Genomic DNA, 19775 nt, shown 5'->3' on the forward strand with positions numbered 1-19775 from the left:
TATCGGCCGCAGCAAAAACAAAAGCCCGGACGATGCCGGGCTTTCGATCTTTGTTGAGCTCTTTACTGCTTCGGCTTGGCGGCCGGGGTGGCAGCCTTCGGGGCAGTCGTTGCAGCCGGGTTCGCCGGATCGGCAGCCGGTGGCGGTGCCTTGATGACCTTGCTGAGCTCGGTGCTCGTCTGCCTCTGCAGGTCGCGGGAAATGCCCTGGGCCCAGATATCCGCAGCCTTGACAGTCTCGCGCGATGCGATGGGGCCGTCCTTGAGAAGCTTCTTGCCTACTGGCGAATTGTAGAAGTCGGCGATCGCCGTCAGCTCTTCGACAGAAAACGCCTTTGCATAAGTGTTCGCGGCTTCCTTCTCGAGGTCGGCGCGACGCGGAGCAAGGGCCAGTGCCTGCTTGTCGACTTCAGCGGTGATCGCATCCTGATAGTTCGGCGAATCCTGGATGAGGTCAGCCTTCAAACGTTCGGCCAGACCCGGGAGGATGTTGTCGAACTGCGCGGTAGCGCCGATTGCATCGATGGCGGCGCGGGCCGCCTTCAACTGCTCCGGAGAAGCTTCCTGCGCCTGTGCGGAACCCAATACAACGCCCGAAATAAGAACGGTCGCAGCAGCAAAACGGCCAAGACCTGCAAATTTAATCATGAGTTTCAATGCTCCTGTTACCTGTTCGCCCGCAGCGTGCGTGCGCCTGTTGGACCTGCAATGATCGCAAGCGCCGCCATATTGATAAAGAGTCCGTGTTCAACGACTCCCGGTATTGAATTCAGCTCGTTTGAAAGCGCCTCTGCATCAGGAATGCGGCCAAAAGATGCATCGATAATGTAGTGGCCACCGTCCGTCATGAAATCGCCGCCGCCAGATTGGCGCAGCGTCAGAGCGCCGTTCAGACCCAGCTTCGAGGCCTTCTTTTCAATCGCCATCCGCGTCGATACGAGGCCGAATGAATTGACTTCGATCGGCAATGCAAAGGCGCCGAGCGTGGGAACCAGCTTGCTATCGTCGGCAATGACGATCATGCGCTCTGATGCCGCCGCGACGATCTTTTCGCGCAACAGCGCTCCGCCGCCGCCCTTGATCAGGCGCAGATCGGAATCGACCTCGTCAGCCCCGTCGATCGTCAGGTCGAGTTCCGGCAATTCGTCGAGCGACTTCAAGGGAACGCCGAGCTCAACGCATAGCCTCGCCGTGCGCTCCGATGTCGGTACGCCCTCGACCTTGAAACCGGCGGCGACTTTCTCGGCAAGCAACCGGACAAACTCTTCGGCGGTACTTCCCGTTCCGATTCCGAGCCGCATCCCGTATTCGACATGCGCCAGTGCAGCCTCGGCGGCTTTGATCTTCATTTCGCGGGCATCCATGCGCCGCTTACTCCGATTGTTACGTTGGATGTGCTGTTTACACGGCTCGCTTGCCAAACGAAAGCCAAAATAGCGCGATGATTTTCGAAAAGCGTGGGCATCCGCAACACCGTGATCTTGCCGCGGAACGTTGCTTTTCACACGCCCATCGCCTACTGCCGAAAGACATCATTTCTGAAAGGCGGAATCCTTGACCCCTGCCCTGGTTGTTTTTGATCTTGACGGTACGCTGCTCGACACTCACGCCGACCTCGTGGAGAGCCTGAACCACACGATAGCGGCGCTCGGCCTGGCACCCGTCAGCTACGATGACCTCACGCATCTGGTCGGACATGGCGCCAAAGTCATGATCGAACGTGCCTGCAAGCTTCAGGGGCACGAGTTGCAGCCGGAGGCCCTGCCGGCGTTGCTGGACCGCTTCATCGTTCACTACACCGACAATATGCCGGGCCACACGAAGCCTTACCCAGGCCTCATCCAGGCGATGGATCAGCTTAAAGCCGCAGGCTGCAAGCTCGCCGTATGCACCAACAAGCTCGAAGGATTGGCACGCAGCCTGATCGCGAAGCTCGATCTGACGCACTATTTCGACGCGATCACCGGTGGCGACACCTTCCCGGTCAGAAAGCCGGATGCCCGTCATCTACTCGGAACCATCGAACTCGCCGGCGGCGAAGTCCGAAACACAGTCATGATCGGTGACAGCATCAACGACATTCTCGTCGCCCGAAACGCCGGCGTACCGTCGGTTGCCGTGCCCTTCGGCTATTCCGACGTCCCTGTCGAAAACCTCGAGCCGACGCGCGTGATCGCTCATTTCAGCGAACTGACACCGGCATTTATTGATGATCTGATCCGGGAATTTGCCGCTCGCGTGCCCGCCGAAGCCGCGGGCTGAAACAAGCAAGGCGGCCCTTCGGCCGCCTCAAACATCGCTCCTGCTGACTGCGTCAGATTTGCGCGCCACGCGCCTTCGTCGTCGCATCAAACGCTTTCTTGACGTAAGCGTCGCGCCCATAAACGTCGTCGAAATACTGTACGACACCATCCTTGTTCGGCCAGGCCGTGAAGTAAGCCACATACACCGGAATCTTCTGCGGAACCTGCTGGGCGTGGTTCTTGCCAGTCGCAATCTCTTTGCCGATCTGGTCGACCGTCGTGTTCAGGACAGCGGCAGCCATCGCACGTGGCTCGGCGAGGCGCACGCAGCCGTGGCTGAGCGCACGCATATCGCGTTTGAAGAAGCTCTTTGACGGCGTGTCGTGCATGTAGATCGCGTGCGCGTTCGGGAACAGGATCTTGAGTTCGCCAAGAGCATTGTCGTCGCTCGGCGGCTGACGCACGGAGACATTGGTCGTCGAGCCGTACCAGTCCACGCTGGACGACGGCACGGCACGACCGCCGACTGCCACTTCGTAACCCATCCGGTCCAGATAGCTCGGATCGGACCGCAGGCGCGGCAACATCTCGTTGATGATGATCGACTGCGGAACGCCCCAGAATGGATTGAACTCGACCGTTTCTATCTGATCCTGGAAGAAGAAGGTCTGGTGAGAGGGCTGGCCGATCACGACACGCATCGACAACTGTTCCTTGTTGTCGTTGTGGTAGTAGACCATGTAGGCCGGCTGATTGATGAACACGTAGCGCGAACCGAGGTCAGCCGGCAGCCAGCGTGCCTGCTCCATGGCAACGATCAGCTTTTCGAGCTTCGAAGCGTTGCTGTCGCCACCGAGCATCACTCGAACGGTAGCCTGACCGACAACGCCGTCCGGCTTCAGCCCGTGCTCCTTCTGGAAGCCTTCGACAAGCGAGACGATCTCCGGGGAATAGTCGGTGCTGCCCGCATAGGCAGCAAGCGTTGTCGCGTGCTCCGCCTTCAGCGCGGCGGAGCCATGCTTGTCGATTGCCTTCACAATGCTTGGTATCTCGGACGAATTGTCACCCGGGCGAAGCAGGCCGGTGAGTGTGATGCTGATGCGGTCGTCCTCGGCACCTTCCGCCCGCAGCTTCGTCAATTCGTCGCGAAGCGCCACAAACTGTGGACCATCGGGTGTGCGGCTTCGAAGATATGCAGCCGTATCAGGGCTCATGCGCGCGAGCTTGAGAACCGGCGCGAGATTGACATCCTTGCGTTTGAAATCGTGATATCCGGAGAGCTTGTTCGGATCGACACGGCCGCGAACGGTATCCTGGACATAAGCCAGCACCTTTGCGGACAGCTCGAGCTCGAATTGTGTCAGGGCGCGATCGCGGTTCGCCGGATCCGGATTGGCAGGATCATCGGACGGCACCTGGACGGCATAATCGGCAGGGTCAAGACCAACGGAAGCAGCATCTGCCAGCACGTCCATCGCCGCCTTGGCACGGTCGCTGACATCAGTGCCGCTAAGCCAAACCAACGGATTCTTCACGTCACCATAATAGCTCTCAAGAGCCTGCGCGACCGCCGCCGGCGCCCGCACCTTCGCCTCGATGAGGAAGCGGCGCTGCACCGAGGGTTCGACCTCGGTGGTTGCAGACACGTTGGCAACGGCGCCCGTCACGACGGGATCCGTGAACTTGCCGGTATCGACGAAGCGCATCGCATCGGGCTTGTAGGTGTAATATTGCGGGCTCGACACCTTCGGCAGCGGTGCATCAGGGGCCGAAAGAACCGCCGGAACCGATGGCCTCGGATTGACAATCGTTCTCTGGGTCCGAGCTTGATCCCCGCGGATCATATCCATCAACGTGTAGGCATGCGCGGGCGTGACACCCATCGCGGCCATGCCACAGGAAAGCGCGAGTGCGGAAGCCGCACCTTTCAGAAGGAATGTCATGCTTTTATCCAGTCCCAGTGTCATGCTGTATTCAAAATCGCGGGCGTGACCCGCCTCAGAACTCGTTTCATCCGGCGCGAGCGTCACATGGCAGAAAGCAAGCCTCACCACCAGCCTCGACGAACTCAACCTGCAGTAACGCCAACAACGCCTACGCCGATTACAGTTCACACAAAATTATGAAATTATTGGTTAATTTTTTACTGTATTTTCGTGCCGGGAGACAATGGGCAAAACGCCGAACGAAGATAAAAACTCAGCCGTGTCTAAAAGATCACTTATCGTCGCAGATAACATGATTTGCTCACTCATATATTCAATCTGAACAGTTTTCTTCCAGCCGTTTCAGACCTATAAGACCGCATCTCTGAGACGTACTCGCGACAGAAAGGCATGGCCATGACTTCCACCCGCACCGAAACGGATACGTTCGGCCCGATCGACGTGCAAAACGACAAGTACTGGGGTGCGCAGGCGCAGCGCTCGCTTGGCAATTTCAGGATCGGCTGGGAAAAGCAGCCGCTGTCGATCGTCCGGGCCCTCGGTATCGTCAAGCAAGCGGCCGCCCGCGCTAACATGGCCCTCGGCCAGCTCAATCCCGAGATTGGCAACGCCATTGTTGATGCCGCACAGGAAGTCATCGACGGCAAGCTCAACGACCACTTCCCGCTCGTCGTCTGGCAGACCGGATCCGGCACGCAGTCGAACATGAATGCCAATGAAGTGATCTCCAACCGCGCGATCGAGATGCTCGGCGGCGTCATGGGCTCCAAGAAGCCGGTGCATCCGAACGATCACGTCAACATGAGCCAGTCTTCGAACGACACCTATCCGACGGCGATGCATATCGCCTGCGCTGAACAGATCGTTCGCCACCTACTTCCGAGCCTGAAGCATCTGCACGCAGCACTCGACATGAAAGTGACTGAGTTCAGCCACATCATCAAGATCGGCAGGACGCATACGCAGGACGCGACGCCTCTGACCCTTGGCCAGGAATTTTCGGGTTACGCGGCTCAGGTCGGCTCCGCCATCAAGCGTATCGAAATGACGCTCCCTGGTCTTTGCGAACTGGCGCAGGGCGGCACCGCCGTCGGCACCGGCCTCAACGCCCCTGTCGGCTTTGCCGAGAAGGTTGCGGAAGAGATTGCAGCAATCACCGGCCTGCCCTTCGTGACGGCTCCGAACAAGTTCGAGGCGCTGGCCGCCCACGACTCGATGGTCTTCAGCCACGGCGCCATCAACGCCGCTGCTGCCGCGCTCTTCAAGATCGCCAACGACATCCGCCTGCTGGGCTCCGGCCCGCGCGCCGGCCTAGGCGAACTCGCACTGCCGGAAAACGAGCCCGGCTCCTCGATCATGCCGGGTAAGGTCAACCCGACACAGTGCGAAGCCCTTACCCAGGTCTGCGTCCACATCTTCGGCAACAATGCAGCACTGACCTTTGCCGACAGCCAGGGCCACTTCGAGCTCAACGTCTACAATCCGATGATGGCCTACAATTTCCTGCAGTCGGTCCAGTTGCTCGGCGACGCCGCCGTTTCCTTCACCGACAACTGCGTCGTCGGCATCGAGGCTCGCGAGGACAACATCAGGAAAGGCGTCGAGAACTCGCTGATGCTGGTCACCGCGCTGAACGGCAGGCTCGGCTACGACATCTGCGCCAAGATTGCCAAGACCGCCCACAAGAATGGCACGACGCTTCGCGAGGAAGCCGTCGGCGGCGGCTATCTGACGAACGAGGAGTTCGACCAGTATGTTCGCCCGGAAACCATGATCGGCCCAAAGTAAGTCCGCCTTCCGGCCTCGCTCAACAGTTCACACCGCCGCTTCTGCGGCGGTGTTTTTCGCGATTTTCATGACTAAAACAGACTAGTTTTAGAATTATTGCAATTGCGAAGACGCCCGAATAGACCATCTGCGATTTCGGTCCGCATGAAAGGTCCTTCGATGGCTGACGATCTTTTCCCCCTCAGCAAAGACTCCACCCAATACCGCAAGATCAGCAGCGACTACGTCTCTGTCGACAGCTTCAAGGGACAGGATATCCTGACCGTCGCGCCGGAAGGCATCCGCCTGCTTGCCGAAACCGCCTTTGCCGACATCAACCATCTCCTGCGGCCCGGACACCTCAAGCAGCTTGCCTCGATCCTCGAGGACCCGGAGGCGACCGACAATGATCGCTTCGTTGCCTACGATCTCCTAAAGAACGCCAACATCGCCGCTGGCGGTGTCCTGCCGATGTGCCAGGATACCGGCACGGCAATTATCATGGCCAAGAAGGGTCGTCGCGTCTGGACCGAAGGCGAGGACTATTCAGCCCTCGCCAAGGGGGTCATGGACGCCTACGAGAAGAAGAACCTGCGCTATTCGCAGCTCGCCCCCATCAAGATGTTCGAAGAGAAGAACACCAAGAACAACCTGCCGGCACAGATCGACATCTATGAGGAAGGCACGGACTCCTACGACTTCCTCTTTGTTGCCAAGGGCGGCGGCTCGGCGAACAAAACCTTCCTTTATCAGGGTACCCCGTCACTCTTGACGCACGATCGCATGGTCGACTTCCTTAAGGAAAAGATCCTCACGTTAGGTACGGCAGCCTGTCCCCCCTATCATCTGGCGATCGTCATCGGCGGCACCTCGGCCGAGATGAACCTGAAGACGGTCAAGCTCGCCTCCACACGCTACCTCGACGATCTGCCGACCGAAGGCTCCGAAAGCGGCCACGCCTTCCGCGATATCGAGATGGAGAAGGAGATCCACAAGCTCACGCAGCAGATGGGCGTCGGCGCGCAGTTCGGCGGAAAGTATTTCTGTCACGATGTCCGCGTCATCCGCCTGCCGCGCCACGGCGCCTCGCTGCCGATTGGTCTCGGTGTTTCCTGTTCCGCCGACCGCCAGGCAAAGGGCAAGATCACCCGCGACGGCATCTTCGTGGAACAGCTTGAGACGGACCCCTCCAAGTACATGCCCGAGATCGACGAGTCGAAGCTGTCGGACTCGATGGTCCGCATCGACCTGAACCAACCCATGTCCGAAATTCTGGCCGAGCTCAGCAAGCACCCGGTCAAGACCCGCCTGTCTCTGACGGGCACCATCATCGTCGCGCGCGACCTCGCGCACGCCAAGATCCGCGAACGGCTGGAAAACGGCGATGGCATGTCCGAGTATATGAAGAACCATCCGGTCTACTACGCCGGCCCCGCCAAGACACCGGCTGGCTATGCCTCCGGCTCCTTCGGCCCGACCACGGCCGGTCGGATGGACTCCTATGTCGATCAGTTCCAGTCTTTCGGCGGCTCGATGGTGATGCTTGCCAAGGGCAACCGCTCCCGCGCCGTGCGCGAAGCCTGCAACAAGCACGGCGGCTTCTACCTCGGCTCCATCGGCGGGCCGGCAGCCCGACTGGCACAGGACTGCATCAAGAAGGTCGAGGTGCTGGAATATCCGGAACTCGGCATGGAAGCAGTATGGAAGATCGAGGTGGAAGATTTCCCGGCCTTCATCGTCACTGACGACAAGGGCAACGACTTCTTCCAGGAATTCAATCTGGGGTGACCGGCCTAACGGATCGCCCGCGGTTGTCCCATGGTCGACCGCGGCGCCATCCTTTCGGCTGGCGAAGTCGACAGCACCGAGCACCTCTTCCGCGGGCTCTGATCGCCCGGCCAACCAAGACCGACTGTCAACAGCTCGGAGACAATAAAAAACCGAAGCGGCACAGATTTCTTGTATTTTTTATTTTCCGCACTCGCGCCTTAAGAGCAAAAACAGCCGCGCAAGAGAAAAATCTCAGATAAAAATCAATGCGATGCATGGCCAGCGGAGAACATAGAGTAAATTTCACATGTAATCATTGGTGTATACCCCCTTAATCATTTCCCAATATTTGTAGGCTAACCAAATAAAGACTGCATTTGATATTGGATTGAGGAGTAGTCGCATGACGACGGCCGCAGCGCCAACGAGGGCGCAGGTTCCAGACGTGGCAGGCCAGATCACGTTCGCCATGCGCTCCATGGGCGTTGCGCCGATACCGCGCAACTACGAGCTCTTCTACGAAGCCTACATCGGCTCCAATCCGGCTTTGACGCGGGATCTGGCAGCGCTCGGCAGCCAGGCGACGCAGGAAGAGTTGGACACCCTTGCCACGCAGTATTTTGCGCAAAGTCCCGCCCGCGTCTTCGATGACGCCCACGGCCGGATCGCCGCCGAGCTAGAGACGCTGCTGCGTGTCTTGCGCCAGGAGCAGACGTCGCTGGAGAGCTACAACAAGCTGCTCGGCGAAACCTACAAGCGGATCAGCTCGAAGAACCATACGAGTGTGGAGCTGATTGAAAGCGCCCTCACCTTGCTGACCGAGGCAACTGGCGACACCATGGCCCATGGCGAACGCACGGTGGAAAACGTCGTGCAGCGTTCACAGGAAATGGATCAGGTCCGCAAGGAACTTGATGAGTACAAGCGCATTGCCAACACTGACTCGTTGACGCGCCTCTCGAACCGCCGCGCTTTCGACGACAAGCTTGCCGCTGTCTTCAACAATCCGGCCATGCGTCCCGTCACTGCGCTGGTGCTGGCCGACATCGACAACTTCAAGAAGATCAACGATACCTACGGTCACCCGGTCGGTGACAAGGTCCTTGCGACCGTCGCATCAGTAATCCGCGCCAACGTCCGCCGCGATGTTTTCGTCGCCCGGACAGGCGGCGAGGAGTTTGCTTTGATCATTGAAGGCAACACCGCCGATGAAGTGATGGGCACGGCAGAGCGCATCCGCCGCACGCTGGAAACGACGCCCTTCACGAACTCGCGGACAAGAATAAATTACGGCCCGGTCACCGTTTCGGTAGGCGTCTGCATGGCGTCGCACGCACAGGATGCCGGGGAACTCTACCACAGGGCGGACGTCGCACTTTACGGCGCCAAGAATTCCGGCCGCAACTGCAGCGTCCTCTTCGAAGACGGCATGCAAAAAGACTTCACAAAGAGCTGGCTGATCTACAAGGCCTGACCACGCTGGGAACGGTTGCCACCCTCGACCCTACCGGCTACCGTTTCACCACATCGTCTTCGCCGCGCGCTCCGGCCATTCCCGATCATAGGTTTCATAATCGAAATCGCCGGTCGCCGCCTTCAGCATCAGCCCTGGCGTCGGCAGGCTCCTTGGATCGACGAAGGTCTGCGGGTTCCAGAGCTCTGAACGGATCAGTGCGCGGGCGCATTGGAAATAGACCTCGCCGATCGTGATGACGATCACCGTCCGCGGATGTTTTCCGTCCATCTCGAAGCTGGAAAGAACTTCCTCGTCGTTGGTGACCACGCCACGCCCGTTGATACGCATCGTGGTATTCGAACCGGGAATAAGGAACATCAGCGCCAGGCGCGGGTCGCGAACGATGTTCGAGAGCGAATCGACGCGGTTGTTGCCGCGCCAGTCCGGCAGATGCAGCGTCCGTTCGTCGACAATGCGTACGACGCCGCCGATATCGCCCCGCGGCGAACAATCCAGACCTTCAGGGCCTACCGTTGCAAGCGCCACAAAAGGTGAAGCTTCGATCATTTCACGGTAAAGCGGCGTCAGATAGTCCGTCACCTTGGCCACAGATGCCTGCGTCAGCCCACCGGCATAGATCGCCGCGAGCTCTTCTACCGTTTCGATTATTTTCATGATCGTCCTGCCGCGTTGTGGTGGCAGCCCTTAGCTGCCGAACGTGACGCTACAATGACGCACGCCTCGCGGAAAGGTCAAAAAGCGGAACGATCTCAGCATCTTTGCCCGATGTCCCATTGCCTAGAAAATCCGTGATCGCATCCAGAACAGGCTGCGCGCTGACAATTCGACGATGGCCGAACCCATTCGCCCAATGAAGTATGACGTCATCGCTTGCAGCGGCGTAGCGCCGCGCATGGTTGGCGCCCACTTCCTTGTCGTCCTCTGAGTGGACAACCAGTACCGGCCGTCCGATCGCGCCTGCAGCACTTCCCGCATCGAACTCCTCAAGGCTCCGGCCGGCGACACGGCGCACTTCGTTCTCCAACGCTTGCTGCGCAGGCTTCCCGAGTCGGATCATCTTGCCGAAATCCTTGAAGAGCCAATGCATTTCACTGGGCGAACCGATAAGCACAAGTTTCTCTGGTAGCACAGCGGACGTTCCGGGCAGCATGCCTGACGCAGCCACCATCAGCGCTGCGCCGCCGAAGGAGTGACCGATTGTGGCGTCGAAGGCTCCGAACCGACGTTCGGCTGCCGCAATTGCCTTCACCGCCATCCCCATGTGGAGAAACCGCCCCGGTGCCCGGCCATGGCCGGGAAAGTCGACGACGATGACCTCCGCGCCGGTCGCGGCCAGTGTCTCGACAAGATCAGCCATGTATTCGCCGCTCGATCCCCAGCCGTGCGTCACGAGGTAGCGCGGCCGGCGTCCCAGCGCGCCGCCATTCAGCCGAGAGGCATGGGCCTGGCCGCGACCGGCAAGGGGAAGCGCGAATCGCTCCGCTCCCGCCAGCTTTGCAGCACCTGCTGCATGCGCCGCCTTCGCCTTCTCGCCCTTGGGTTTGCGCGATGGTGTCAGGCAGAACAGACGGAACGCTACCTTTCCGGCTGTGCGGGGCGAGACCGACTGCAACAGCGAAAATCCAAGGCGGGTGACCTTCAGCGCAAAGTTTGCCATAGTGGGAATCCGATAATGTTCAACACTGAACAATAAAGTACAACGATGAACAAAAATCAATCCCTCCCCTGGGATCATCCGCGATTTCGAAGCTGGATTGCCGTCGCCCGCGCCTGCCAACTCATGCAGCAATCGCTGGGCCGCTCGCTCGCCGAACTCGACATCAAGACGCCGCATCTCGATATTATGATCAACCTCTACCGCTTTGAGGGCATCTCGCAGCAGGAGCTCGCGCGCAAGCTGCTGGTCGGCCGCTCGAACATGAGTATGCTCCTGCCACAGATGGAAAAGCGCGGGCTGATCGAACGGCGCGGCGATGAGAAGGACAAGCGCGTGCTGCGCCTCTTCCTCACCCAGGAGGGCCGTGAAGTCACGGAAAAGGCCATGGTCATTCAGACCGACCTTATCGAGCGCGTCCTTTCACCCGAACCCATCGAACAATGCATGGCGATGGCAGGCTCTATGGAGCGCATCATCCGCGTGCTGCAGCATGACCTTGTCGATGAAGACTGAGCTCAGTGGACGGTGTGACCGACCGTCTGCCCGCCAAGCGACTTGAACTCCCAGGTCGCGACGACAATGAGCACCAGCGTCGCGAGGATGCCGGCGAGGTAGACCTCGATGAACGGCGCAACAAAGGCAAGCAATATCAGCAGTACGAGGCCCGCAAGGTGCGAGAGCGGCAAGCGTCCGCTGGTCGCCCCCTTGAACCAAAGATTGCCTGCAAGAAACAGACCTGAACCACCGAGGACCGAAACGAGGACACCGAGATTGCCGGTGTCGTGCGGATGCGAAAACATGAACTCGACCGCAACGGCGTGAACGATGATGCCTGCCAGGATCGGAATATGAGCATAGGTGAAGGCCTGCCGCGCCAAGCTTCCCGGCGTTTCCTCGTGCTCGATCCGATGGGCCGCCCGCTCGTGACCAAAGCGGAAATAAAGCCACCACATCGCCACGGTGCCGACGAAGCCGGTGACAAAGACGACCGCCGTCAGTGTTGAGAACGGCATTTCCGAGAATGTCCGCCCCGAAACCAGAACCGCCTCGCCAAGGCAAATGATGACAAAGAGCGCGCAACGCTCGGCAATATGCGCCCCCGAGACATCCCACTCGGTCGCAGTCGACTTGCCAAGTCCCGGCACGACAAAGCCACTCGCCGGCCCGGCATACTCGATTCCGAGTGCGATCACCCACGCGATCAGCCGCGCCTCGTGCTCCAGGATGCCTCCTGCGATCCAGAAGACGCCGGAAACGATGAACCACGTGCTGATACGCAGGAAGTTGCGGTAGTTGGAAGCACTCGTCGCCCTAAAGGCATAGGTGGTGAAAAGCGATCGTCCGACCTGCATCAACACGTAAGCGCCGGCAAACAGCAGTCCCTTGTCGCCGAAAGCTTCGGGAATGGACGCGGACAGAACGAGGCCGAGCAGCATCAAAACCACAAGCATGATCCGGACAGGCATCCTGTCGGGATCGAGCCAGTTCGTAGCCCAGGCAGTGAATATCCAAACCCACCAGACCGCGAAGGTCATCAGGCCAGCTTCGGCGGCGCCGAGCGGCGTATAGTGCGCCGCCAGCGCATGCGAAAGCTGGGAGATCGAGAAAACGAAGACGAGATCGAAAAAAAGTTCAAGAAAACTGACCCTGCTACTGCCCTTGGCGCGCAGCCAGTTTCGCTTGCTCGGTCCCGTCATGCATTCCCCCCTCGTGGTTATGGTCGTTCAGCGCGGTTTTTCTGACGTGTCGCGATTCATGCCCTTCTCGCGCAGTTCTTCTTCATAGGCGCCGAACAGCTCTTCGCCGCGCTCGCCGAGTTCGCGCAGATAGGTCCAGGTGTAAATGCCTGTGTCGTGCATGTCGTCGAATCCGATACGCACGGCGTAGTTGCCAGTGGGCGCCAGCGACATGATTGCAACATTGCGCTTGCCGGGCACCGTTACCTTCTGCCCCGGACCGTGCCCCTGCACCTCCGCCGACGGCGAAAGCACGCGCAGCATCTCGGCGGAAAGATCGAAGCTCTGCCCGTCGTTGAACGTCACGACGAGGTGCTGCCGGTCCTTCGAAACTCTGAGTTCAGTCGGCCAGATATCGCCCATGATCCCATTCCCCTTCAAAATCACGAGTAGGCAATGGCGCTTGGCGAGGCAAGCGCAATTTGTCGCGATCCAGGCTCACTTCCCTTGACGCAGCGATAGCCTGTGCGCACATTACTAGCATTACGGAGGCATTCGTGAACAGCAACGTCGGAACAACAGGCAACGCATCGCCACTGGTCGCTGAGGCGAAACCGATGATCGACCCGTTCCAGCGGGCCGTGACCTATCTGCGCGTCTCCGTCACCGATCGCTGCGATTTCCGTTGCACCTACTGCATGGCCGAGCACATGACCTTCCTGCCGAAGCAGGAACTTCTGACGCTCGAAGAACTGCACCGGCTCTGTTCCGCCTTCATCGCCAAGGGCGTCCGCAAGCTCCGGCTGACCGGCGGCGAGCCGCTTGTGCGCAAGAACATCATGTATCTCGTGCGCGAACTCGGCAAACAGATCGGCTCCGGCCTCGACGAATTGACCCTGACCACCAACGGCTCGCAGCTCTCCCGCTTTGCCAACGAACTCTACGATAGTGGCGTACGGCGCATCAATGTCTCCCTCGACACGCTCGATCCCGACAAGTTTCGTCAGATCACCCGCTGGGGCGATTTCCAGAAGGTGATGGAAGGTATCGAGGCAGCGCAGAAGGCTGGTCTGAAGGTCAAGCTCAATGCTGTGGCGCTGAAGGATTTCAACGACATCGAGATGCCCGAGATGATCCGCTTCGCGCATGGCCGCGGCATGGATCTGACCGTCATCGAAACAATGCCAATGGGCGAAATCGAGGAAGACCGGACCGACCGCTACTTGCCGCTTTCAAAGCTCAAGGCGGATCTGGAGCAGCAGTTTACCCTCTCCGACATCGGCTATCGTACCGGCGGCCCAGCCCGCTATGTCGAGGTCAAGGAAACCGGTGGCAGGCTCGGCTTCATCACCCCAATGACGCATAATTTCTGCGAGAGCTGCAACCGCGTGCGGCTGACCTGCACCGGCACGCTCTACATGTGCCTCGGCCAGAACGATGCCGCCGACCTGCGCTCTGCCGTCCGCGCCACCGCCGACGACGGACTGCTCTATGCAGCGATCGACGAGGCAATCTCGCGCAAGCCGAAGGGCCACGACTTCATCATCGACCGCACCCACAATCGGCCTGCCGTCGCCCGCCACATGAGCGTCACCGGCGGGTGACGCCCACTGGTTTCGGGCAGCTTACGTCCGGTTGATCGACACCCCGCCATCCGCGAGCATCGACGTCCCAGTCACGAAGCTTGCCATATCGGATCCGAGGAAGAGTGCCGCTCTCGCGATTTCTTCCGGCTGCGCCAGTCGCTTCAACGCATGCAGACCGTGAATGAAGGCGACGAGGTCCTTGTCCGGATTCTCGAAATTTGCCGGGTTCATGGCGGTGTCGGTGCCACCGGGCAACAGCGCATTGACGCGGATGTTCTTCGAACCGAGTTCCGCTGCAAGTACCTGCACCAGGCCGGTCAGTCCTGCCTTGCTTGCCGCGTAGGCTCCCATGCCAGGCATTCCGGCGGTATGCCCGACGAAGGTGGAGGTGAAGACGATCGATCCGCCACCGCGCGCAATCATCGCCGGCACCTGATACTTCGCCGCCAGAAATGCACTGGTCAGGTTGACGGCTAGCATCTCGTTCCAGCCATCCAGTGAGAGTTCGCTTACCGGAGCGGATTCGCCGGTGCTGCCGGCATTGTTGAAGGCGACATCGAGTCCGCCGAAGCGCTCCACCGCCACGTCGACCAACCGCCTGTTGAGCGCCTCCTCGCGCACGTCCCCGGCGACCGCAACCGCCTCACCGCCCGCCTCGCCGATTTCCTCCACCAGCATGCCGAGTTCTGCCGCGCGCCGCGCTGCGACAACCAACCGGGCTCCCTCCGCTGCGAATAGTCTGGCTGCCGCCCGGCCGATGCCGGAACTCGCGCCCGTGATGATCGCAACCTTGCCATCCAGATGTCTCATGTCGGAACCTCCGTTTGTTGAACACGGCCTTCCAAATCTCAGACATCCAGGCTGGCAACCACCCGTTTCCTGCCGAGCCACCAGATACGTTTTTGTGCACTGCGCAATCGAATTATCTCGACTGTGTCTTTGGATTGATTCCCATAGCGCCGGTCTGCTTCTAAAAGGGGCTGTACGAGAATCGGAATATCGACATGCCGCGGTCCCGCAATACCCAGGGCGCCATCTACATGAGTTCGGCCATGGCCGGATTTTCCTGCAGCGACGCACTCTCCAAATCAGTCATCGCCTATATGAATGCCGGCCAGATCATGTGCCTGCGTGGCTTCTTTACCAGCATTTTGGTCTACTTTATTGCACGCCACATGGGCGCACTGCGCTCATGGCGAATCGTCCTCAAGCCGATGGTGATGATCCGCGTCGTTTGCGAGATATTGGCAGCGGTCACTTACATTACCGCACTCGGCATGATGCCGATCGCCAACGCTTCGGCCATCCTGCAATCGCTGCCGCTCGTCGTCACGTTCGGCGCGGCGCTGTTTTTCTCCGAACCGGTCGGCTGGCGTCGATGGTCGGCCATCCTCGTCGGCTTGATCGGTGTGCTGATCATCATTCGGCCGGGACCGGACGGCTTTACGGCGGCTGCGCTTCTTTGCGTTGGCAGCGTCCTCACGACAGCCGGGCGCGACCTTGCCACGCGCGGCATCGGCCCAGAGATCCCTTCACTGATGATCACCGTCGTCACCGCCGTCTCAGTGACGATCGTCGGCGCTCTGTTGACACCGCTGTTGGGTGGATGGGAGCCGGTGAGCCTTACGTCGCTCTCGCATCTGCTGCTCGCGGCCATTCTCGTCCTGATCGGCTATCAGTCGGTCATCATGGCCATGCGAACCGGCGAAATCTCCTTCGTGGCCCCCTTCCGCTACACGAGCCTGATCTTTTCGACCCTGCTCGGCTTCGTCTTCTTCGCGGAATTTCCGGATCTCTGGACACTTGCCGGCGCCGCCATCGTCATAGCGTCTGGTCTCTACACGTTCTATCGTGAGGCCAAGCGCCATGTACCGGCGGTCGCGCAGGAATCCGAGCCGAGAACACCCGTCTGAGGCAGATATGACTGATTTTGCGCTCGATAGATCCAATATCCCCGGCGTGGTGCTGGCTGGCGGTCGCTCCTCGCGGATGGGGCGCGACAAGGCCTCGGTCCAGCTTGGCGGTCGAACGCTGCTGGAGCGAGTCATCGAGCAGTTGGAGCCACAGGTGAGCATCATCGCCGTCAACGCTGATACGACGCCGGAAAATTGCCGCCATACGTTCATTCCTGATATAGTTCCCGGTAAAGCGGGACCGATGGCCGGCATCCATGCCGCGATGGCCTATGGCGCGACGCTCGGAGGAGTTACGCACGTGGTCACTGTATCTGTCGACAGCCCATTCTTTCCCCACGACCTCGTGGACTGGCTTGCCGCTGCCGTCGATGGACCAGACAAGATCGCCATCGCTACGTCCGAAGGCCGCAGCCACCCCGTCTTCGGCCTTTGGCCCGTCAACCTTGCCGGCGACCTCGAAACGTGGATCACTACGGACGAAAAGCGGCGCGTTCGGGACTTCCTGTTACGGCATGACGTTACGGAAGTTGCCTTCCCGCTTAGACCCACACGGGCGAGCCTGCTCGATCCGTTTTTCAACGTCAACACGCCAGACGATCTCGTTGAGGCGGAACGCTGGCTGAAGGTTCTTGCATAATGAATAAACCGAAGGTCTTTGGCATCGCGGGCTGGAAGAACTCAGGCAAGACGGGCCTGGCTGTCCGGCTTGTCGAGGAATTTACCCGTCGCGGCTATACAATCTCGACCATCAAGCATGCCCATCACGACTTCGACATCGACAAGGTCGGTGCCGATAGCTACCGGCATCGACAGGCCGGCGCACACGAAGTCACCATCGTATCGGGCACGCGTTACGCCATCATGCACGAATTGCGCGGCGCCCCCGAACCGACTTTCGAAGAGATTCTTTCCCGTATTGCGCCCTGCGACCTGGTGTTGATCGAAGGCTACAAGCGCGAGCCGATCCCGAAGATTGAAGCCCGCCGACTGGAAGCAGCCAACCGGGAGCCGCTTGCGCCAACGGATCCCTTTATCGCGGCCATCGCTGCCGATCACCCGATTGCCGAAGGCTTTCTGCCGGTATTCAACCTCGATGATACCCAGGCGATCGCAGATTTCATTTCTGGAATCGTGGAACTGCCTGCAAAGTAGGAAAACTTGTTGCGGGGGCGCAATGAACTACTACGGCACCGAAAGACAGCAGCGCTTGCAGCGCCTGGCCGACGAGGCACAGGCCAGAATTGCTGCGACACCAGGACTCGTGCAGGCCGGACGGCGCTGATGACCATTCGCGCAACGCACAGCAAAAAGCCGCCGGTCTCCCGGCGGCTTCCGATCAGTTCTGGCTATCAGCTCAGTTGCGCGAGGCAACCGGGCGCACCAGTGCTGTCACGCGACGAACGGTGACGCGGCGGTTCTCCTGGTTCGGTCCCTGGGTGTTGACCTTGAGGTAACGCTCGCCGTAGCCCTGTGTCGCAAGGTTCTCGGGCGGGATGCCGTAAACGTCGGTCATGACGTTCGCCACCGATTCCGCCCGCTGGTCCGACAGGACGAGATTGCTCTGGTCGGAACCGACAGCATCCGTGTGACCTTCGATCAGGAAGGTTTCCGACGGATCCTTGCGTAGTACCTCGTTGATCGCATCAGCAACCTTGCGCAGGCTGCGCGCCTGGCTCATCGGGATCTCCGCGCTACCCGTTGCAAAGGTGATCGTATCGAGGTCGATACGACGAACCTTGTCGCGGATACGCGCAGAGTACTTCACCTCGTTCAGCGAGTAGACACGCTCGACCGGCTCCACCGGTGGCTCGCGCAGGAAGTCGTAGTAGTCGCGGTCATCGTCGCTGCTCGTATCCATGATGTAGTCGTTGAGCGGAATGCGCAGACGCATCGGCGGCAGGTCGCGGCCCGGATCCTCGAAGTAGCCGCGATCCGGATCCTCATAGAGGTCGGGCGAATAGTAGAGAACGGACTCTCGCCCGCGATTGTCGATGCGCGACCGCTGGATGATATCACCATAGCGATTTCGGATCGTCACGATCTGATAGCCGTCACGGTCGATCGTCTCGCGGTAGCGATCCCGGGGGAGCTGCTCATAGAGCGGACGTTCGCCGTCGCGAAGGAAGCGTCGGTCGTCGTCACCACGAATGATCGTCTGATTATTGATCTGGATGATCACGCGATTGTCGTCGCCACGCTCACCGAAGCGCGCGCCTTCCGGCCTGTCGAACTGCGGCCGCCTGTCGAGACGCCGCCCCTCTTCGCTGGTCACAGCTTCGATCTTGATCGGAGCAGCCTTGGCGCCTTCCGTTACGATCTGGGCGTCGGCATCCGACTTCGGCACACGGAAATTCTGCTCCTGCCCGCGCTGCCTGTCGCGGTCGCGGCGCGACTGGATGCCGCCGGAACGATCGGCGTCCTTGTCACTGTCGAGGACGGCAGCGCCGTTTTCAACCGGAAGAACCACGGTTTCCGTGCTCTTGCTCGGATCGGCGGCAATCTCCTTGCGGCGCTCGAGCTCCTTGGGCGTGATCTTCTCCGGAGCAGGGATTGGCTGTTCGGCCTGGCCCGTTACAGGCTGATCGCTCGGCTGCGCCGGAACCTGTTCGCCTTGCTGGACGGGCGCTTGGTCGCCAGGCTGAGGTGCGGGCACCTGCTCGCCCTGCTGCTGGATCGGCTGCGTGCCGGGTTGGGCCTCGGTCGCCGGTTCCTGTGCGGGAACCGGTGGCTTTTCAGCCGTCGGCGCCTCCTGCGGCTTCGGAGCCTGCTCAGGCGCTGGCGACTCCAGCGGGACAGGCGTCTTTTCAGCCGTGGGGGCCTGAGGCTCTTCCTGCTGCTGAGCGGCTTTCTTCCGTGGCTTCACGAGCTTGGGCTGCGGCTCTTCACCTTGCGGCTGAGCCTGCTCCTGCTGCGGGGCAACCTGTTCGGTCTGAGGCTGCGGCTGAGCCTCCTCCTGCGATGGCTGCTTGTCGCGCTTGCGGCGCGGTTTTTCCTGGTTCTCCGCCGGCTGCTGTTCCTGTGCCGGAGCTACCTGCTCCTGCGGCGCGGCAGGCTCCGCCTGTTCGGCGGCGGGTTGGCGCTTCTTGCGAGGCTTTTCGGCAGGAGCTTCCTCCTGCAGCTGCTGAGACTGCTGTTCGGCGGCAGGCTCCTGTTGGCGCTGCGGCTGTTCAGCAGGAGCTTCCTGTTGCTGCACCTCGGCCGCCGGCTCACGCTGCTGGCGGGGCTTTTCGGCTGGTGCTTCCTGCTGTTGCTGCGGCTGCTCGGCAGCCGGCGCCGCCTCCTGTTGTGGTGGCGGCTCCTGGGGAGCCGGCGGCTGTTGCTCGCCGCCACCCTCCTGCTGCGCACGCTTCTTCAGGAGTTCTTCGTCGGAGGGTGCATCCTGCGCAACCTCAAAGCTGCCCGCGACCGCTTGCGGTGCTGTGCGAACCTGATCAACGCTGGCAACTGCCGCAAACGAATGCACCGGAGGCATTACGAGCGACAGCGACAACAGCGGAAAGGCGGCACTTGCAAACAATCTGGATTTCATTCCCATAGGGGCTCCTCATTGTACTTTATGTTCTTGAGACGCGGTCGTGGCCGCGTCCGATTTTGGGGCACTCACCCACAGCGACAATCGCGCGGGGACTGCATTTGTTCCACGAGTCTTAGGAACTGGACTATTAACCCGGTATGAATGTGGCAGTGCGTCATTGTTCATCTTCGCCACAGTTGACCGTTCGCCGCGCCACAGCGATT

At 60.1% G+C, this 19775-nt stretch carries 18 protein-coding genes; 9 read left to right on the forward strand and 9 right to left on the reverse strand.

Annotated features, from left to right (window positions below; translation table 11 throughout):
• Positions 1–62 precede the first annotated feature (62 nt).
• Together JNB88_RS15745 and rpiA are read right to left on the reverse strand one after the other, a co-directional pair.
• The gene (locus JNB88_RS15745; RefSeq protein ID WP_220356263.1) at positions 63–647 is read right to left on the reverse strand and encodes a DUF2059 domain-containing protein; all 585 of its coding nucleotides are present in this window, start codon (positions 645–647) and stop codon (positions 63–65) included.
• A 17-nt stretch (positions 648–664) separates the two neighbouring features.
• The gene (gene rpiA, locus JNB88_RS15750; RefSeq protein ID WP_220356264.1) at positions 665–1363 is read right to left on the reverse strand and encodes a ribose-5-phosphate isomerase RpiA; all 699 of its coding nucleotides are present in this window, start codon (positions 1361–1363) and stop codon (positions 665–667) included.
• 190 nt (positions 1364–1553) lie between these two features.
• On the opposite strand from rpiA, the gene JNB88_RS15755 reads away from it, so the two are divergent.
• Positions 1554–2261 carry an HAD family hydrolase gene (locus tag JNB88_RS15755; protein WP_220356265.1) on the forward strand — a complete coding sequence of 236 codons (708 nt, stop codon included), beginning with the start codon at positions 1554–1556 and terminating at the stop codon, positions 2259–2261.
• A 52-nt stretch (positions 2262–2313) separates the two neighbouring features.
• Here the strand turns inward: JNB88_RS15755 and JNB88_RS15760 are convergent, their stop codons facing one another.
• Positions 2314–4185 (reverse strand): L,D-transpeptidase family protein, encoded by a 1872-nt coding sequence (locus JNB88_RS15760; protein ID WP_220356266.1) that lies wholly within the window; start codon positions 4183–4185, stop codon positions 2314–2316.
• Positions 4186–4584: 399 nt separating this feature from the next.
• Here JNB88_RS15760 and fumC point away from each other — a divergent pair, with 399 nt between their 5' ends.
• The 3 genes from fumC to JNB88_RS15775 all read left to right on the forward strand — a co-directional run bounded on the left by fumC (position 4585) and on the right by JNB88_RS15775 (position 9199).
• Complete coding sequence (gene fumC, locus JNB88_RS15765) at positions 4585–5976, forward strand: class II fumarate hydratase (protein ID WP_220356267.1); 1392 nt, start codon at positions 4585–4587, stop codon at positions 5974–5976.
• 159 nt (positions 5977–6135) lie between these two features.
• Positions 6136–7743: a fumarate hydratase gene (locus tag JNB88_RS15770; protein ID WP_220356268.1), complete on the forward strand. Its 1608-nt coding sequence runs from the start codon at positions 6136–6138 to the stop codon at positions 7741–7743.
• 385 nt (positions 7744–8128) lie between these two features.
• Entirely contained in the window at positions 8129–9199 is a 1071-nt protein-coding gene (locus tag JNB88_RS15775) for a GGDEF domain-containing protein (RefSeq protein ID WP_037128348.1), read from the forward strand.
• A gap of 45 nt (positions 9200–9244) precedes the next feature.
• Here JNB88_RS15775 and JNB88_RS15780 read toward each other — a convergent pair whose 3' ends face one another.
• Together JNB88_RS15780 and JNB88_RS15785 are read right to left on the reverse strand one after the other, a co-directional pair.
• The gene (locus tag JNB88_RS15780) at positions 9245–9856 is read right to left on the reverse strand and encodes a pyridoxamine 5'-phosphate oxidase family protein (protein ID WP_220356269.1); all 612 of its coding nucleotides are present in this window, start codon (positions 9854–9856) and stop codon (positions 9245–9247) included.
• Between the two features lie 49 nt (positions 9857–9905).
• The gene (locus JNB88_RS15785; protein WP_220356270.1) at positions 9906–10859 is read right to left on the reverse strand and encodes an alpha/beta hydrolase; all 954 of its coding nucleotides are present in this window, start codon (positions 10857–10859) and stop codon (positions 9906–9908) included.
• A gap of 45 nt (positions 10860–10904) precedes the next feature.
• Here JNB88_RS15785 and JNB88_RS15790 point away from each other — a divergent pair, with 45 nt between their 5' ends.
• Positions 10905–11372, forward strand: coding sequence for a MarR family winged helix-turn-helix transcriptional regulator (locus JNB88_RS15790; protein ID WP_220356271.1), 468 nt, complete (start codon positions 10905–10907; stop codon positions 11370–11372).
• A 2-nt stretch (positions 11373–11374) separates the two neighbouring features.
• Here the strand turns inward: JNB88_RS15790 and JNB88_RS15795 are convergent, their stop codons facing one another.
• Together JNB88_RS15795 and JNB88_RS15800 are read right to left on the reverse strand one after the other, a co-directional pair.
• Positions 11375–12556 (reverse strand): low temperature requirement protein A, encoded by a 1182-nt coding sequence (locus JNB88_RS15795; RefSeq protein ID WP_220356272.1) that lies wholly within the window; start codon positions 12554–12556, stop codon positions 11375–11377.
• 27 nt (positions 12557–12583) lie between these two features.
• On the reverse strand, positions 12584–12958 hold the full coding sequence (locus tag JNB88_RS15800) for a gamma-butyrobetaine hydroxylase family protein (RefSeq protein ID WP_037128358.1): 375 nt from the start codon (positions 12956–12958) through the stop codon (positions 12584–12586).
• 134 nt (positions 12959–13092) lie between these two features.
• Here JNB88_RS15800 and moaA point away from each other — a divergent pair, with 134 nt between their 5' ends.
• Positions 13093–14139, forward strand: coding sequence for a GTP 3',8-cyclase MoaA (gene moaA, locus JNB88_RS15805; protein ID WP_220356273.1), 1047 nt, complete (start codon positions 13093–13095; stop codon positions 14137–14139).
• Positions 14140–14160: 21 nt separating this feature from the next.
• Here moaA and JNB88_RS15810 read toward each other — a convergent pair whose 3' ends face one another.
• Positions 14161–14931, reverse strand: a complete 771-nt coding sequence (locus JNB88_RS15810; RefSeq protein WP_220356274.1) for an SDR family oxidoreductase — start codon at positions 14929–14931, stop codon at positions 14161–14163.
• A gap of 194 nt (positions 14932–15125) precedes the next feature.
• Between JNB88_RS15810 and JNB88_RS15815 the strand changes: the two genes are divergently transcribed.
• The 3 genes from JNB88_RS15815 to mobB are packed head-to-tail and all read left to right on the forward strand — an operon-like array spanning position 15126 to position 17189.
• Entirely contained in the window at positions 15126–16034 is a 909-nt protein-coding gene (locus JNB88_RS15815; RefSeq protein ID WP_037128364.1) for a DMT family transporter, read from the forward strand.
• Between the two features lie 7 nt (positions 16035–16041).
• Positions 16042–16674: a molybdenum cofactor guanylyltransferase MobA gene (gene mobA / locus JNB88_RS15820; RefSeq protein ID WP_220356275.1), complete on the forward strand. Its 633-nt coding sequence runs from the start codon at positions 16042–16044 to the stop codon at positions 16672–16674.
• Complete coding sequence (mobB, locus tag JNB88_RS15825; RefSeq protein WP_220356276.1) at positions 16674–17189, forward strand: molybdopterin-guanine dinucleotide biosynthesis protein B; 516 nt, start codon at positions 16674–16676, stop codon at positions 17187–17189. The genes mobA and mobB overlap by 1 nt, the downstream gene beginning before the upstream one ends.
• 202 nt (positions 17190–17391) lie before the next feature.
• On the opposite strand, the gene JNB88_RS15830 is transcribed toward mobB, so the two are convergent.
• On the reverse strand, positions 17392–19572 hold the full coding sequence (locus tag JNB88_RS15830; RefSeq protein WP_220356277.1) for an OmpA family protein: 2181 nt from the start codon (positions 19570–19572) through the stop codon (positions 17392–17394).
• Positions 19573–19775 lie beyond the last annotated feature (203 nt).

The sequence above is a fragment of the Rhizobium cauense genome (genome assembly GCF_019511525.1).
Lineage (GTDB): Bacteria > Pseudomonadota > Alphaproteobacteria > Rhizobiales > Rhizobiaceae > Rhizobium > Rhizobium cauense.